The sequence below is a fragment of the Granulosicoccus antarcticus IMCC3135 genome (assembly GCF_002215215.1).
Taxonomy (GTDB): Bacteria; Pseudomonadota; Gammaproteobacteria; order Granulosicoccales; family Granulosicoccaceae; genus Granulosicoccus; species Granulosicoccus antarcticus.
The window spans coordinates 3,109,681-3,126,472 of record NZ_CP018632.1 but is presented as its reverse complement, the minus strand read 5'-3'; the positions used below and the strand labels follow the sequence as shown (position 1 = coordinate 3,126,472).

The window sequence follows — 16,792 nt, the reverse complement described above, 5'->3', positions numbered from 1 at the left end:
TCCTGCCTTAGGGCCGGATGCCCTCACCCCAGCGGAGGCATGAACACGCACTGCTCCCGCTCAAGATCCTGCTGCCAAGTCGTGTTGACGAGCTCGCAGCCATTGACATCCCAGCGACGTATCTCGGAGACCGTCACGCCATTCACGGTGGACACCAACTGATAGGTCTCCGGATCGCCCGTGCCGGCCAGTACTTCGAGCGTGTCACCGTTGTCGCTGACAATGTGCAGGCGACCGCTATCGAACCAGGGGGCTTCTTCTCCGCGACCATCAAACACCGCGTCGATGTCGAGTGTCTGCCCATCCGTCCAGCTTGCGCTCACAGTGAAGGTGGAGTTCAGACGATTGAAAGCATTCTCACCCGTATTCGGATCGTAGCGGTTGAAGCGATGACTCCAGTCACGCACTTGAACCTCGACGTCACCCTGCTCATAATCGTATTCCCCGTCTTCGATACGCAAATACCGACGCACATTATCGGGATCGCCTGGACGGAACTGACCTTGCGCGGTCTTGTTCTGTATCAACGATGCCGTCATCGTTTCGCGGGTGTCCCCTTGCTCGACAACCAGCGCATCGAACTCCCCACGATAACCGGTCCAGCGATTACCGATATAGACGTAGCCGTCGTACTCGTTGGTGTATGTGCCAAATCCGGAAACCAGGCGATAATCCGGAAATCGACAATCGCTCACGTTGTAGCTGTGTTTGTAAAAGAGGTGGTAACTCCATTCAACGCGATGTTTAACGCTGCCACCATCGACACACTCACGTCGATACAGAGCATCGGAGGTATAAAACGTATTACTCGTGTTTTCAAGCACCTCCACAGAACTGTAGTTGTTTCCATCAATGCTGTTGAGATAGATCAAGGTACCCAGATGCTCAGTCAACCCATTATTGCGCATCAGACTGGTGAGTTCCTGAAGAAGACTGCCGGCGCCTTCGAGTGAGAGCAAGGCATCATCACCAGCCACTGGTGGCTCATCCTCGCCATCATCCGGCACCCCATTACCATCGCCTGCCGTGAGTGCCAACAGGCTTTGCGCCGAGCTCGCACCTGCCGCATTGCGCGCAACCAGCGTGACCTGCAACTCACCCGATTCATCTCGATAAAGCGTCTCGTCACCAACGAAGAAACTGGTGCCATCGGTGCTACCGGCAGCCGTCCCATTGATCTCCACGTCGTACTGGTAGGCTTGTCCCTCGACACGATCCCAGAAAAGCTCGAAGGCTTGCGAGGAATAACGATTGCTGCGCAGACCGGTTGGTGCAGCTAGTGCCGCCGAGTTGAATGGCGGTGTCGCTGAACCGGTATCGATACTCGCACTGACGCTGGTTGAGCGTTCACCAACGCTGCTGATGGACGTTATGGCGAATACGTTCTCAGTGCCCGGCTGAAGGTCTGTGATGAACAGACTCAGACCATCACGCATGTCGAGCACTTCACCATTACGAGTGATCTCGTAACCGCTAACATAGCCATCGTCGGTACTGGCGCGATCCCAGAAGAGCTCAGCGGCCGTATTGGAATACACGGCATAACGAAGGTTGCCGGGAGCTGTAGTGTCTGCTAGCGCGCTTGCCGACAGTAGGATACCGGTGGTGAGAACAACGCTATGCCTTACGCGCCCTGTTGAATTCATCCTTTTTTGACTCGTGTTGTGATTGGGGGTGACTTCTGATGATCATGATAATGGATGAGCTATTTGCTGACTTGGTAATAGTGGCTTCCCAAGTAACGTAGAAGACCCATCCTCTCGATCATCTGATTGATCAGGAAAAAACCAATGAAATAACCATGCCGTGTTTCTAAGCAAGTCCCTCCGGCTACATCGAGCATTAATCGGAACTCCCCCTTCAGGTCGTCTTGGCGGCTGCGACAGCCCCTGCCGGGGGACATGTTTGTAGAGTATTGGGCGGCGATGGTTTGAGGGGGTGCCTCCCGGCAAGTAGAGCCAACTTAATGTTATTTTCCTCCGTGAAAATAGGTGTTCATACTCAGTTGGTGAGCTACAGCGGGCTGAACAGACACATTTTGGTACAAATATACGCCGGCAGCTCTAGCTATATGACGTTCTCTCGATCAATGCCTAGTCCACGTTCTGATGAGCCCCAAGAAAATCCGAGCTCTGGTCAGGGGCACTGCTTTTATTGGGGTTGCGTAATGCATCAGAATAAACCGAGTCCGCGCCAAACGACTTCCGAAGAGCGAATACAAGACTGTCTGAGAAGGAGAAGCACCTCATCTTTTAAGAGCCTAAAACTCCCCCGAATTATTTCTAACTTGGCGACCAACTTACTTTCAAGTCACCGCCACAGAACGTTTTCAACCGAGAGTCAGCTAAAGTTGAACACATGAGACATAGCCGCCAAGACAGAAGCTTACAGATAACTACCCCGCCCCTGGCTTCCCTCGCTCCCCTAAAGAACAAACAGCCCACCAAAGCCCGACACACTCGGCAGCATCAATCGACGCTGTTTCAAGCAAAATGGCAGAACCCAAAGGCGCATACCGATATTCTTTGGAAAATCGAAAACTGACAGTGGCTCTGAGAACTCATCTGTTTTGGGATAAATCAGAACAACATCACCGACACCATCCAGATAACTCACCCCATAGGCTTGCAGTTGATAGAAGTCACTCTGGGACAACCCGTATTTTTCCGAACCGTTCATCTTTCCTCTATCCAGCAACTTCCATTTGGCATCAAGGACCAGTATGTCTTTACCTGACTGTCGAACCAGGAAATCAGGTTTCAATTGAAACCAGTTTTGTTCGCGGTGTTCCACTAGATGATGACTACGTGCTTGCGTTTTCAGCGTCAGCGAGGCATTCAACTGCCTTGATAGGTGTTTGGTCACATAGGCTTCGAAAACCGCCTCCATAGGAAACAACAATGACGGTGCCGTGTCGCGGCCAGAGCCTGTTAGCGGTGATTCTTCATCCAGTATGAGTCGTGCCCACGCCAGAGCATCGGTGTAGAAGCCCATGCCACGATCCACTCGTACTTGTTGAAAGTCGCTCCGAATCTGTTTAGGTAATGGGACGTCGGCAAAAACAAAATCGAGCTCTCTTGCCAATTGCTGATTCGTCTGAGTTCTCGTCAATTTCAAGACTCGACGTAATGCGGCGTGCAACAGTCTGTTTTCTGGCCGATCAGTTGAGAATTCATCAAACTCGACGAGGAATCGGTCTGCTCGGTAAAGATTCTGCCTAAGATGCGGCGCCATCATGAGCTTGCCGCGCAAGGCGAACAGATTGTCTTGACGCTGACGGTAGTCACTTCGAAGCCCTCGCTTGACGACTCTCTCAACAGCACGGAGAAATTCGCTAACAAAGACTTCCAACAGCGGCATCTTCGCTGCAGCGAGTTTCGCATTATCGGTCTGAATATGCCTGAAACCAGGCAGACAGCACAACATGTCTATCAGTAACTGGCGTACTTCAACAACCCCGCCTCCGATGTTTTTACCTACCTTGGGTAGCACCTCAATCTGGTAACCGTCCGGGGCACGAATGACACCGACAAAGCTGGTCACCTGTATTGCACGACGCCCACCTCGCTGACACCATCGCAGCCAGGGCCCCTGCCTCGCTTCAGCCGCTCGCAAGCATTGCTCCTCCAGCCAGGCCAGAACGCTATGCGGAATCTGATGTACATCATCGGCCTCAGTGAAGTTCACTCCATCAGCAGTTAAAGCATCAAACTCGAAAATGGTAATGCCGCTCATCTACTTGGCAGCGTTTGATAGATTCCGATATAGGCATCCGGATTCGCAAACGATGAATCCTGAATCATGTAGCGCTGCTTGGTGGTATAGGTATCAAGCCCGTGGTCGCTGCCAAACAGGCGGTTGAGGTCTTGCTCATGCTCCTGCTGTTCAATCACAAACTGGACCGCTTCAGGTTTCTGGTTATCAGCCAGCACAAGCTGTATTTTTTGCCAATCTTCAAAAAAATATTCTTCCAACAAGGGCAAGATTCGATTCCTGAACACTCGAGACAGCTCAACCATCCTTTCTTCGCCATCAGGAACTTTTGCAAGAGAGGTAAAGTAGGCATGACCGATACAGTGCTCACGATCGTAAAGCGCTTCCACACGTTGATTGATGGCAGAAAGCAATCGAGGAACATCGATAGTCTTTTCATCCATGCTCACGCAAAGACCAAATAGAGGCGCTCCCTCTTCGTCACGCGTATCCGGCAGCACAGGGACAAACTCGAATCGTCTTCGCAGAGCCGTATCCAGTAGAGCCAGAGATCTGTCTGCTGTGTTCATTGTGCCTATGATGTCAACATTGGGAGGAATCGAAAAATGATGACCCGAGTAAGGCAGTATCACGGATATTTCGTTCTCCGCCCCCTCACGCTTGTCTGGTTCTATCAGCGTGATCAATTCGCCAAATATCTTGCTGATATTGCCTCTGTTTATTTCGTCAATGACCATCGCAAACCGCTGAGCGGGAGCAAGACGCGCCTTACGACATAGCTCTTTAAACACACCTGTTCTTATCTCGTATCTGATAGCACCGGATTCAGTGTCGTCATCCAGCAAAGGGCGCAAACCTTCTACAAATTCCTCATACCCGTAGGACTGATGAAAAGTGACGAAGCTGTATCGATGAACAGACCCTGCCGCAGGAGGGCCAGCACGATAAGCCTTTACCATTTCAATGATATCTGCACATGACTCTTCCCACTCCCCTGCAAAACTCCAAACTGAATCCGCTGTCTTGTCAAACACCGCAGGTGCCATGCGCTTGCTCATCTTGACAACTTCTGATGTTTCAACTGTGTGGTATTGCAAGGCCCCCCAGATGGTGTTTCGAACGTTCTTGTTGGCGCTCTTGGCCGCAGCAACTGCTTGCATGAAAGCATGACTCAGCAATGCATCAACACGCGCTGAACCTCCAAGGTCATAGAGAGCTGCTGCTGCACTTTCCCACCAAGTCAAGCTCGCAATATTTTCCGAGATGAATTGACTTTGCCATTCATCTTCACTGACCAAAGACATCTTCTGCACATACTCTCGTTCAATCAGTCTGGATACCTGATAGGTTTTTCCGGTTCCCGGTGGACCGTAGTAGATGCGATTGAGAGCCTGACTATCAGCCTGCGCGCTATCCAAGTTGCCATCCGAATCCACACCAGATTCCGCAGGGTCATCCCGAAGCTGATCTGGCCAAAGACCTTCGCGCCCGGTTTCCGTCACAAGCAGGTCTTCGAGGTTCTCCGGTTCAGCAGACAATGCGCCAACAATAGTCTCAATCAGTTCGTCGGCAAATGGCTCCCGATGCAGTTTGGCCAACTCACCTATTTCGCGCCTCAAGGTAATGGTGCGGGTGCGACTACCGCGAATGGTACCGATAACGCCAACGGCTCGTTCGCTATCGGGGTTCTTGCGACCGAAGCGCACCTCGATGCCGCTTGCCATGTGCCACCAATCCAGACCTAGCTCGTGAACGGTTCTGGCTAGCTTGCAAAAAGCAGCTGATTCTTGTGATGTCCAAGACGCTCGGAATGTTTTGAAGGAAGGCTTGCCATCAAAATGTTGGAGTAATGCTTCATCACCTTGTGGCTTCTCCAACTGTAGTTTGTTTGCCAACTCATCATAGTCAATAGAAAATTTTCGAACGCTATCAACGCTCCAATCGACCAACTCGGCGAAAGTCTTTTCAAGCCCATCTGAGGCTGAAAGCACGGCAACAAAGGGGGAGGTATTGTCGTAGTTACCACGCAATGACAAGTACTCTCCACGAACAGAATCACCATCATTAATGTGTACGGTATCGATTTTCACCACAAAGCCATCATCATGCCCTATTCCCACGGTATAGGCCAACGCTTTGGGAGAGTCTTTCGATGGATAGATACGCGCCCAGTTGTACGGAAAAAAGGTGTTCGCCCGGCTTGTTGGGCGTTTTCGAACGTCAACATAGCCCGTTGGGAACAACCTCGTTTGCAACTCATCAGCCCAGGCTTTGGTCACCTCGTACGCGTTTTTCAACTCTTCATACGCGTGATTCTGATCGGGATTGGCTTTGTCGCGCTTCTTCCCCTTCCACTCGTTCAACAGTTTAAAATGCTCGTGGGTAAAATAGTCAGCCATGTGGATTTTCAATTATTCCAGTTTATTTGAACAACCATGCGCTTGATCTCAGCACACCCGGTACCAACTAGTGCCGTAATGGAGCGAGCCCTTGTGGCGGTTTCTCGCGCCCAGTAACCACGCAGAATCACCCTCCCCCGATTGTGAACGCTTCTCCTCATTACCGTGCCGCTTTTTTGATTCGAGCCTGGAAGTCCGCCGTTGAATCAGAGGTCGCTTGACACCGAAACGTAGTTCATACGATTCATAGCTATAGCACGTCGAGAACCCTCGCTCAGAGGGAATGGGTCTAACGAAGTACTAACGTGTAACCGCACTCCGCCCCCTGTTGGAGGCCTATATCCTCTTGCCTCAGAAGTACCACTGAGAATGAAATGCCGTTTACGTCGCTCGTCCTGTGTCGCCATACGACTCGAGAATCTCCATGATTCGAGTTACCGTGATTGGAGTCTTGATTTTATCCGTTGCCGCTCTACCAAGGTATCCCTCACGTCTTTTTCCAACACCTCTTCACGGTCATCAATCAGAACGACTTTCAGGGCTTCATCACTGGCGCGAACCACTTCTGCGTAACTTAGCCCCTGCGCTAAGGTAGCCAGCCTCTTCCATGACACCCCTTTTGCAGCCATAGACCCAAGGCGTGACTTGAGCACTGAGGCGATATTAGCCTCGTCCGGCAAGTCATAGTGCAGCACATCATCAAAGCGACGGAACAGAGCGTGATCCAGAATCTCAGGATGATTAGTAGCCGCAACGATAAGGCTGTGTGAAGTGTCCTGCTCAATCATCATCAGAAAGCTGTTGAGAATGCGCCGAACCTCACCCACGTCATTGGCCGGACCACGCTGAGAACCGATGGCATCGAATTCGTCGAAGAAATAGACACCGCGGGTTCGATCCGTTGCATCGAAGATCTGCCGTAACTTGGCCGCTGTCTCCCCCATGAATTTGGTAATCAAACCGTCAAAGCGAACTTGGAACAGGGGTAACCCCAGCTCACCTGCCAGCACTGAAGCGGTCATTGTCTTGCCAGTACCGGGTGGTCCCATCAGCAGTAGCTTTCGCCGAGGAGTCAGGCCGTGCGAGAGAATACGGGAGGCTTGTCGTTGTTCTCGAACAACACGATTGAGCTGCACGGTCAGTTCATCACTCAATACCATATCGCCCATGCGAGCCTTCGGATACGACACGGCCAGCAGATTTGCCAGCTCCCCTCGTGGACGGCTGATAGGCGTCGCCTGCGCTGATTCCAGCGATTCAACACCTCGTGCTTCCTTGGTCCGATCAACCAGTGATCGCAACTCTTCGGCGAGTTTGCCATGCCCACGCTTCGCTTCGTGCGCGGCCACTTGCATGGCCACGGAATAGAAGCGCTCATCGTCACCTTTCAGGTGCGATTCGAGCAACGCCTTTAATTGGCTTGCACTAGCCATCTGCCTGTCCCTTTGTCATGGAGCATTCTATACCTGAAAGTCTTCATATGGCCCCATTGCTGAAGGAATCACTGGATACCACTACCACCCGCCGAGGAAACGCACCGCGGGGCACTGACACCGCGCAATTGTTCAACGGCGTTCGCGCACATTGCCTCTGAAGCAAACCGGCGTCAATAACCCCCTCACCCTGCCTCTCGGTCACAATTGTCACGCCCTAATCCCACAATCGTCCGGAACCACAAGCTGTTCGCGACACAATTTGCAGAATATCTCGCCGCAAATTCAGCTAAAATCATCACCAAGCCTGTTCATTTATATTGCAGTAGGATCAATAAGCAATTGACAATTACCCCCACCTTCCCTACTCTTGCAACCGTGGTGAAAAGCGACCATCCCGTATTTCTTCGTCCTTGCAGGAAGCAGAAGCGACAAGCCGATCAAACATGTCAGAACATAACCACCCACGCGATGAAACCGACACAAGCCTGAGCCAAGCCACCAGCCTCATCGAACCCGAGCGTCACCGGTAGTGGCCAAGGTCTCAGACATTGCCACCCTGCGAAACGGTTTCGCCTTCCGCGGTCGTATCGAACATGATGAGACTGGAGACACCCGGGTCATACAGGCCAGCGACCTTACGCAAAATGCCGAGCTGCAAACAGGCACATTGACTTGCGTCCAGCTCGGCAAACAGGTGCCTCGTTATCACGTCAATGAACACGATGTCGTCTTCATGGCCAGAGGCCAGCGTCAGCTCGCCTATCGTCCGATCCTGCAAACAGTGACAGGCAAGCCCATCATCACCACCTTTGGCCTGCTGGTCATTACCGCTGACCCACAACAGACCACCGCTGACTACCTTCACTGGGCCTTGAACACCCCACAGGTGCAGCAACGCCTGCACGCTCTGAAGGAAGGCACCGGCATCGCCTTCATCAGTGAAAATAACCTGGGCAGCGTGGACATCCCCTTGCCGACACTCGACGTCCAGACAAAAATAACCCAGCTTGTCGCCCTGCATAAACAACGAGAACACGTGCGACAAAAACTGGCAACAATCGATCAGAAAATTACGCAGACGACCGCCTGGTCGTTGGCAACAGAGCAATCCACATGACAGTCGACGTACAAATCAATCAGGACCAGATCAACAAGGCCGTCTGGGGTGCCTGCGACACCTTCCGCGGCACCGTAGACCCCTCCATCTACAAAGATTTCGTGCTCACCATGCTGTTCCTGAAGTACATCTCCGATGTGCACAAGGACAAGGCTGAAGAGCTGGCGACACAGTTCGGGGAAAACCCCGAGATGATTGCAGCCATGATGGCAAGCCAATCGTTCAAGATTCCCAGCGATGCCACCTTCTCCGTGCTGTACAAGGAGCGCCACACGCCGGGTAATGGCACACGCATCGATGAAGCCCTGCACGCCATTGAAGAGGCCAACGGCACCAAGCTGAAGAACGTCTTTCAGGACATCAGCTTCAACACCGACAAGCTCGGTGATGAAAAACAGAAGAACGATATCCTGCGCCACCTGCTCGAAGACTTCGGCAAGGAAACCCTCGACCTGCGCCCCAGCCGCGTCGGTTCGCTGGATGTCATCGGCAACGCCTACGAATATCTGATCAAGCACTTTGCGGCCAGCAGCGGAAAATCGGCCGGTGAGTTCTATACCCCGCCCGAAGTCTCCGACCTGCTGTCCATCCTGCTGGAACCCAAGGAAGGCGATCAGATCTGCGACCCCGCTTGCGGCTCCGGCTCACTGCTGATGAAGTGCGGCAAGCAGGTACAGAAGAACTTCAACGGTTCCCGCAAATATGCCCTGCTCGGTCAGGAGGCCATCGGCTCCACCTGGTCACTGGCCAAGATGAATATGTTCCTGCACGGCGAGGACAATCACCGCATTGAATGGGGCGACACCATCAGAAACCCCAAACTGCAAGACAAGGACGGCGGCCTGCTGCACTTTGACATCGTCACCGCCAACCCACCATTTTCTCTGGATAAGTGGGGGCATGACGATGCAGCCGATGACAAATGGGGCCGTTTCCGCCGAGGCATCCCGCCCAAGACCAAAGGCGACTATGCCTTTATCTCCCACATGATAGAAACCCTGAAGCCAAAGACAGGCCGCATGGGTGTGGTGGTGCCACACGGCGTCTTGTTCCGCGCCTCCAGCGAAGGCAAGATTCGCAAGCAGCTGATCGATGAAAACCTGCTGCATGCTGTCATTGGTTTGCCTGAAAAGCTGTTCTTCGGCACCGGTATTCCAGCCGCCATATTGATCTTCAAGAAAGACAAGTCGGATGAAAAGGTCCTGTTCATCGATGCCAGCCGTGAGTTCAAATCCGGTAAGAATCAGAATGTGTTGACGCCTGAGAATATCCAGAAGGTTATTGATACCTACAAGGCTCGTGAAAGCGTGGACAAGTATGCGTATCTGGCAACAGTTGAGGAGATTCAGGAGAATGACTACAACCTGAATATCCCACGGTATGTGGATACGTTTGAAGAGGAGGCAGAGATTGACTTGATGGCAGTACGCAAGGAGCGGTTGGCGTTGCAGAAGGAGCTGGATGGGTTGGAGGTTGAGATGGCGGGGTATTTGGAGGAGTTGGGTTATGGTTCCTGAAAACGAATACAGCGCACTCGAACTGATGCAGGCTCGTGTTGCGTTTGTGCCAGAACAATGGTCCTTTGATCTCATAGGCAAAGTTCTCGAAATTAGAAACAACTTACGCAGACCAATCAACGAAGGCGAACGGGGTATAAATCCGGGCCCGTTTCCATACTACGGGCCTACAAAGATTCAAGGCTATATAGGCTCATACGAGCAAGACGGAAGTTATGTTCTTATTGGTGAAGACGGTGATCACTTCCTAAAATATAGGGACCAACCGATGACACAGTTGGTAGACGGAAAGTGCACAGTAAACAATCATGCACACATAATAGCGGAATCTAAAACTGTCACCAGAGAGTGGTTCTATTACTACTTTATGCACCGGGATATATTTAGTTTTCTCAGTCGACAAGGCGCAGGGCGCTTCAAGCTAAACAAGGCATCATTGGAACGTATCCCACTACTAACCCCACCCCTCCCAGAACAACGCAAAATCGCCAAAATCCTGCAAACCTGGGATCGCGCAATCGCCGCCACTGAAAAACTGATCGATGCCAGCAAGCAGCAGAAAAAAGCACTGATGCAGCAGTTGTTGACGGGGAAGAAGCGGTTTGCGGGGTTTGAGGGGGATTTCTCTGTGAGAGAAGGTTTCGTTCAGAAAAAACTGGGGAAACTGCCCGAATATTGGGCCTTGCAAAGAATTGCTAAACATTATTGGTTTCAGGAAGGCCCAGGCGTTAGAAATCATCAATTTACCGAGTCGGGCGTCAAGCTCTTCAATGGAACAAACATTCAGAAGTCGCGAATCAATTTGGAAAACACAAGAACGCATATTTCCGAAGAGGAAGGCTATGGACCATATGCTCACTTTCTAGCGGAAGATGGCGACCTAGTTATTGCGTGCTCAGGAATTTCGGTAGATCGATTTGATGAAAAAATTGCGTTCTTAGAAAAATCTCATTTACCTTTGTGCATGAATACAAGCACGATGAGATTCAAAGTCAATTCAAGCTGCATTGCAACGGCGAGCATCGAGTATCTCAGATATTTCCTTATGTCATCATTGTTCAAGAATCAAATCCGAAGGCAAATCACGGGCTCTGCCCAATTGAATTTTGGTCCATCACACGTTGCCAAATGCTTCATTCCAATGCCGTCGTTAGTTGAGCAAAGAAAAATTGCTCAGGCTCTCAGTGCTGCTGACAATAAAATAGATCAAATCGAATTAAAATTAGCTCGTCTCCGTCAGGAAAAAAAAGCACTAATGCAACAACTGCTAACAGGCAAACGCCGGGTCAAAGTCGATGACTAACCCCAGCCTCAATAGCAGCCACCTACACCCCCAATGACCTCCCCCAACGACACCCCACCCGTTGGCGAATTCATCCTGTTTCAAAGCAAGGATGGTGAAGTACGGGTGGAGTGTCGCTTTGAGTCAGACACTCTCTGGTTATCACAAGCACTGATTGCCCAGCTCTACGGCGTCACCCCACAAGCCATTACCCAGCACATTCGTGCGGTCTACGATGAAGATGAGTTGGTCGAAGCTGCAACTTGTAAGAATTACTTACAAGTTCAAACCGAAGGCAAAAGGCAGGTAAAACGGCAGGTTAGCCACTACAGCCTGCCCGTCATCCTGGCAGTAGGCTACCGGGTACGCTCCTCACGCGGCACCCAGTTCCGCCGCTGGGCCACCAGTACCTTGGAAGAATACCTCGTCAAAGGCTTCGTCATGGATGACGAGCGCCTGAAGAATCCGCCCGTTGGTCATTCCGCGGTGCCCGATTACTTCGACGAAATGCTCGAACGCATTCGTGATATTCGTGCCAGCGAACGTCGGGTCTATCTGCGCGTCAAAGACATCTTCACCCTCGCTGCGGACTACACGCCGAGCAACAAGGACACCACTCGCTTCTTTCAGATCATTCAGAACAAACTGCATTTTGCCAGTACTGGTCTGACGGCTGCCGAACTCATCGCTCAGCGTGTGGATGCCGACAAGCCTGATATGGGACTGACCAGTTTCAAGAATGAGGATATTCGCAAGACGGATGTAACCATTGACAAGAACTATCTGAACGAGGCCGAAATTGCGGCCCTGAATCGTATCGTGACCATGTGGCTAGACTTTGCCGAAGATCAGACTCTACGACGCAAGCAGGTATTTTTGCAAGACTGGCAAAGCAAGCTTGATGACTTTCTGCGCTTCAATGATCGCGACGTGCTTGAGAACGCGGGAAGCATTTCCAGAAAAGCGGCGGACGACAAGGCAAAATCTGAATTCGATCGCTATACCGAGGAGCGCCGCCGCCTGACAGAGGCCGAAGGCGCTCAAACCAATATTGCTGCCCTACGCGCCCTACTCGACGAGAAGAACCGTGACTGACCCTATCGCTAACTTCAACGAAGAGCACAGTGCCAAGATTCCTGCGCTGGCGCTGCTTGCTCAACTGGGTTATCAGTTTATCCCGCCCAACGTCTGCATGGCCATGCGCGGCAGCCGCTCATCGGTGATTCTGCCCTCCGTGCTGCGCTCGGTACTGGCAAGCAAGACTTTCCCCTTCATGGGCAAGGAACAGCCACTCTCTGAGGCTGCCATTGACAAAATCGTGCATGAGCTGGCTACCCCGGCCATGAACGAAGGGCTTAAGGCGGCCAACGAGAAATTCTACAACGCGCTGACCTTCGGGGTCGGCGTCACCGAGTTTGTCGACGGCAAGAAAGCCAGCCCGACCATTCAGATCATCGACTGGACAACGCCTTCTGAAAACCATTTCCACTTCACCGAGGAAATGGAAGTCGAGAACGCGCAAGGCACCGGTAAGCGCATCCCCGATATCGTCTGCTTCGTCAATGGTTTACCCTGGGTCGTCATTGAAGCCAAACGCCCCGACTCCTCATTCAGTGGCAAACCGACCGTCGATGAAGGCATTTCCCAGAATATCCGCAATCAGAAAGTCGATGAAATTCCGCATCTGTTTGCCTACAGCCAGTTGCTGTTATCCATCAACGGGCATGAAGGCAAATACGCCACTTGCGGTACATCGAGCACCTTCTGGGCAAAGTGGAAGGAGGAGGATATTGATGAAGCCGAGTTCTTGCGCTTGAAGAACCAGACCCTGACGCCCACACAGCTCACTGCCCTGTTCGACCATCGCCCCCCAAGCGCTCGCAAGGAATATGAAACCCTGACGAGCGGCGGCCAGCGCATCGTCACCGATCAGGACCGTCTACTGACCTCCCTGCTCCGCCCTGAGCGCCTGCTGGACATGACGCGTCTGTTCACGCTGTTCGACAAGAAGGCCGGCAGAATTGTCGCCCGCTATCAGCAGGTATTCGGTATCAATGCCCTGCTTAAACGCATCACCACCTTCGATGATAAAGGTGCGCGCAATGGTGGCGTCATTTGGCACACCACCGGTTCTGGCAAGTCATTCACCATGGTGTTTCTGTCCAAGGCCCTGATCTGGCTGGCCGAACTTTCCCAGTGCCGGGTCGTGGTCGTCACCGACCGTGTTGACCTGGAAAAGCAGCTGGCCAGAAACTTCGTCTCGGGCGGCGCGGTACTAGACAAGGACAGAACCGAGGCCATGGCCACCACTGGCAAACGTCTGGCCGAACAAATCGGCAAAGGCAATGAGCGCATCATCTTTTCCATCATCAACAAGTTTGGCACCGCCGTGAACCAGCCTGCCTGCTATAACGACAGTGCTGACATACTGGTACTGATTGATGAGGGCCATCGCAGCCAGAGCGGTGAGAATAATATTCGCATGAAGCAGGTACTGCCCAGAGCCGCCTTCGTGGCCTTTACCGGCACGCCGCTCCTGAAGGATGATAAAACCGAGAACAAGTTCGGCACCATCATCCACTCCTACACCATGCAGCAGGCGGTGCAGGATGGCACCGTCACGCCCCTGCTGTACGAAGAGCGCATCCCCGAGCTCAATACCAATGATCAGGCCATCGATGCCTGGTTCGATCGCATCACCGATGAGCTCTCCGACAAGCAGCGCACGGACCTGAAACGCAAATTCTCAAGCAAAGGGCAGATCTATCAGGTTGAAGGGCGCCTGGAGCTGATAGCTCACGACATCTCTGATCACTTCCAGAATTTCAAGCAGCAAGGCCTGAAGGGGCAGCTCGCCTGCGATTCCAAGGCCTCTGCCATCGCCTACAAGCAGCTTCTGGACAAGATAGGCAAAGTGACCTCGGTGGTAGCCATGTCCCCGCCAGACACGCGTGAGGGTCACGATGACATCGACACGGAAAGTAAAGATAAGGTACAGAACTGGTGGAAGAACACCGTCGGTGCGCAAGATGAGAAACGCTATACCGATGACATTATTGCCGCCTTTGCCAGGGAAGACGGCCCAGACCTGATGATCGTAGTCGACAAGCTGCTGACCGGCTTTGACGAGCCCAGAAACACGGTGCTCTATATCGACAAGCCCCTGAAGCAGCACACGCTGATCCAGGCCATTGCCCGTGTCAACCGCCTGCACAGCAAGAAGCAGTTTGGCTACCTGATTGACTACCGCGGCATTCTCAAAGAGCTGGATGCCACTATCGAGAAATATCAGGATCTGGCCGAGCGCACGCAGGAGGGCTTCGACATCGATGACCTGAAAGGCCTGTATAATCGCATGGATACGGAATACAAGAAGCTGCCCGGACTGTACAGCGATCTGTGGGCCATCTTTGCCGCCGTCAAGAACAGGCAGGACGGGCCTGCCCTGCGTCAGGTCCTCAGCCCACGAATCGAAACAGTCGATGGCCAACTGACTGACCTCAACCTGAAACAGCGTCACGACTTCTACGACGCCCTCACCGCCTTTGCCAACTGCATGAAGGTGGCACTGCAATCAGCCACCTATTTCGATGACAAGAGCTTCGACGACAAGCGCCAACTGTACAAGGACACCTTGAAGATGATGTCGCAGCTACGACAACAGGTGCGTGAAGATGCCGAAGAAACGGTGGACTACGATGCCTATGCTGACAGTATCCGTACCTTGCTGGACAAGCATATCGGTGGTGTCGCCATCAACGAACCTGAAGGGGCCTATCTGGTCACCGATCTGGGCAAGGACACCAACCCGGAAACCCTCAGCGACGACGAGGCGCGCAACCGCCGTGACCGAATCACCGGCCGCGTCACTCGCAAGATTGAACAGGAACTGGCCGACGACCCCTACGCGCAAGCCTACTTTTCAAAGTTACTGCAAGAGGCCATCGCCGAAGCCAAAGAGATGTTCGATGCACCGGTAAAGCAATACCTGCTCTTCGCAGACTTTGAAAGCCAGGTAGAGGCACGAGAGGTAGACGGACTACCTACAGAACGATTCGCAGAACTTGAACCGGGCGTCAGGCGACATGTACAGGCCTACTACGGGCTATTCCTGATGCAACTGGGCGAGCCCTCCCCGCTGAGCGAAGACCAGTGCTTCGAGTTCTCGGTAAAGATTGACGAAGTGGTGCGCAAGTCGGTCGCTGAAAACTCCATCAACCCGCAGGAAATCGAGAACCAGATAAGAGTCGGACTGTTGCCATTGCTGTTCCAGGAGATCGGCGTGGAAAAAGCACAAGCTATCATTGCCGAGGTGATACAGATTACCCGCTTGGGGCTGTCCGGGTACCAGTCTTAATGACAGACGACGGTAGCGCGCCGGAATGCTTCGAGGATTACGGTTTTGTCTACGGGGATATGCATGTTCCCTACCGCGTCGAACGCAAAGCCATTGCCAGCGACAAGCTCAGAAAGATCACCATCCGGGTAACGCCCGATAGCCGGGTTGTCGTCAGCGCTCCCGAGGGTGCCCAGAAAACCGCTATCCATGAGGCCGTGATGAAACGAGCCAAGTGGATACACGACAGCCGGCAGTCGTTCAACGAACAACAAACCTACGTACAACCACGCCGTTATGTCAGCGGCGAGATGCAATTCTACCTTGGTCGACGCCATGTCCTGAAGGTAGAGGAAAACCCCGAGCTTACCGAGCAGGTCAAAATGACCCGAGGGAAGTTACTGGTGAGTCTTCCCAAATTTCAGGATGACAAGCCTGATCGCGTCAGAGAGCTAGTAAAAGACTGGTATCGAATACGCGCACAACAGGTCTTCACCACAAGACTGGAACACCTGCTGCCTCAAACCCGATGGGTCAAGGAGATACCGGCATTTCGCATCCTGTCCATGGAAAAACAATGGGGTAGCTGCTCAGCCCGTGGCACCCTGATGCTCAACCCCCACCTGGTCAAGGCCCCTCGGGACTGCATTGACTATGTGATCCTGCATGAACTGTGTCATATCGAGGAACATAATCATGGGGAGCGATTTTATCGGCTGCTTGGGCAGGTGATGCCGGAGTGGAGGGGGGTTAAGCAGCAGTTGGATGGGATGGCGGAGTTGTTGTTGAATGAGTAGGCTCCCTACCGAAATAGCCTTTCTAAATAGATGTTCTGAGACACAGGCTCTTTTCAATTAATTCTTCAAACAGTAGAAAAGAGTCAGGTTGACCAACAGCTTCTTCGCATCATTTCCAATTGTACTGGTGGAGTGCCCCTTTAGCACTGGACCAAGGAGCGTGTTAGGTTTTCCCCAATCAGAGTAAAACGGGA

At 52.4% G+C, this 16,792-nt stretch carries 10 protein-coding genes; 6 read left to right on the top strand and 4 right to left on the bottom strand.

Annotated elements, in window-relative coordinates:
* Positions 1-23: 23 nt before the first annotated feature.
* From IMCC3135_RS13470 to IMCC3135_RS13450, 4 genes are all read right to left on the bottom strand, one after another.
* Positions 24-1,646: a fibronectin type III domain-containing protein gene (locus IMCC3135_RS13470; protein ID WP_157735967.1), complete on the bottom strand. Its 1,623-nt coding sequence runs from the start codon at positions 1,644-1,646 to the stop codon at positions 24-26.
* Between the two features lie 778 nt (positions 1,647-2,424).
* Entirely contained in the window at positions 2,425-3,735 is a 1,311-nt protein-coding gene (locus IMCC3135_RS13460; RefSeq protein WP_088918093.1) for an McrC family protein, read from the bottom strand.
* Positions 3,732-6,113 (bottom strand): McrB family protein, encoded by a 2,382-nt coding sequence (locus IMCC3135_RS13455; RefSeq protein ID WP_088918092.1) that lies wholly within the window; start codon positions 6,111-6,113, stop codon positions 3,732-3,734. The genes IMCC3135_RS13460 and IMCC3135_RS13455 overlap by 4 nt, the downstream gene beginning before the upstream one ends.
* Positions 6,114-6,547: 434 nt before the next feature.
* Positions 6,548-7,546 carry an AAA family ATPase gene (locus IMCC3135_RS13450; RefSeq protein ID WP_088918091.1) on the bottom strand — a complete coding sequence of 333 codons (999 nt, stop codon included), beginning with the start codon at positions 7,544-7,546 and terminating at the stop codon, positions 6,548-6,550.
* A gap of 532 nt (positions 7,547-8,078) precedes the next feature.
* Between IMCC3135_RS13450 and IMCC3135_RS13445 the strand changes: the two genes are divergently transcribed.
* From IMCC3135_RS13445 to IMCC3135_RS13420, 6 genes are read left to right on the top strand one after another with little or no spacing between them, the layout of a single operon-like run.
* Entirely contained in the window at positions 8,079-8,666 is a 588-nt protein-coding gene (locus IMCC3135_RS13445; RefSeq protein ID WP_088918090.1) for a restriction endonuclease subunit S, read from the top strand.
* On the top strand, positions 8,663-10,183 hold the full coding sequence (locus tag IMCC3135_RS13440; RefSeq protein WP_088918089.1) for a type I restriction-modification system subunit M: 1,521 nt from the start codon (positions 8,663-8,665) through the stop codon (positions 10,181-10,183). Before IMCC3135_RS13445 ends, IMCC3135_RS13440 begins: the two co-directional genes overlap by 4 nt.
* Positions 10,173-11,486 carry a restriction endonuclease subunit S gene (locus IMCC3135_RS34050; protein ID WP_157735966.1) on the top strand — a complete coding sequence of 438 codons (1,314 nt, stop codon included), beginning with the start codon at positions 10,173-10,175 and terminating at the stop codon, positions 11,484-11,486. Before IMCC3135_RS13440 ends, IMCC3135_RS34050 begins: the two co-directional genes overlap by 11 nt.
* A 33-nt stretch (positions 11,487-11,519) precedes the next feature.
* The gene (locus IMCC3135_RS13430) at positions 11,520-12,560 is read left to right on the top strand and encodes a virulence RhuM family protein (protein WP_088918088.1); all 1,041 of its coding nucleotides are present in this window, start codon (positions 11,520-11,522) and stop codon (positions 12,558-12,560) included.
* The gene (locus IMCC3135_RS13425) at positions 12,553-15,822 is read left to right on the top strand and encodes a type I restriction endonuclease subunit R (RefSeq protein WP_088918087.1); all 3,270 of its coding nucleotides are present in this window, start codon (positions 12,553-12,555) and stop codon (positions 15,820-15,822) included. Before IMCC3135_RS13430 ends, IMCC3135_RS13425 begins: the two co-directional genes overlap by 8 nt.
* Positions 15,822-16,598 carry a M48 family metallopeptidase gene (locus tag IMCC3135_RS13420; RefSeq protein WP_088918086.1) on the top strand — a complete coding sequence of 259 codons (777 nt, stop codon included), beginning with the start codon at positions 15,822-15,824 and terminating at the stop codon, positions 16,596-16,598. The genes IMCC3135_RS13425 and IMCC3135_RS13420 overlap by 1 nt, the downstream gene beginning before the upstream one ends.
* The last annotated feature ends 194 nt before the right edge of the window (positions 16,599-16,792 follow it).

What these genes read in the sequence shown, in the direction of transcription:
- IMCC3135_RS13470 (WP_157735967.1), bottom strand. Translation starts at nt 1,646, where the DNA reads ATGAATTCAACAGGGCGCGTAAGGCATAGCGTTGTTCTCACCACCGGT.
- IMCC3135_RS13430 (WP_088918088.1), top strand. Translation starts at nt 11,520, where the DNA reads ATGACCTCCCCCAACGACACCCCACCCGTTGGCGAATTCATCCTGTTT.
- IMCC3135_RS13460 (WP_088918093.1), bottom strand. Translation starts at nt 3,735, where the DNA reads ATGAGCGGCATTACCATTTTCGAGTTTGATGCTTTAACTGCTGATGGA.
- IMCC3135_RS34050 (WP_157735966.1), top strand. Translation starts at nt 10,173, where the DNA reads ATGGTTCCTGAAAACGAATACAGCGCACTCGAACTGATGCAGGCTCGT.
- IMCC3135_RS13440 (WP_088918089.1), top strand. Translation starts at nt 8,663, where the DNA reads ATGACAGTCGACGTACAAATCAATCAGGACCAGATCAACAAGGCCGTC.
- IMCC3135_RS13420 (WP_088918086.1), top strand. Translation starts at nt 15,822, where the DNA reads ATGACAGACGACGGTAGCGCGCCGGAATGCTTCGAGGATTACGGTTTT.
- IMCC3135_RS13455 (WP_088918092.1), bottom strand. Translation starts at nt 6,113, where the DNA reads ATGGCTGACTATTTTACCCACGAGCATTTTAAACTGTTGAACGAGTGG.
- IMCC3135_RS13450 (WP_088918091.1), bottom strand. Translation starts at nt 7,546, where the DNA reads ATGGCTAGTGCAAGCCAATTAAAGGCGTTGCTCGAATCGCACCTGAAA.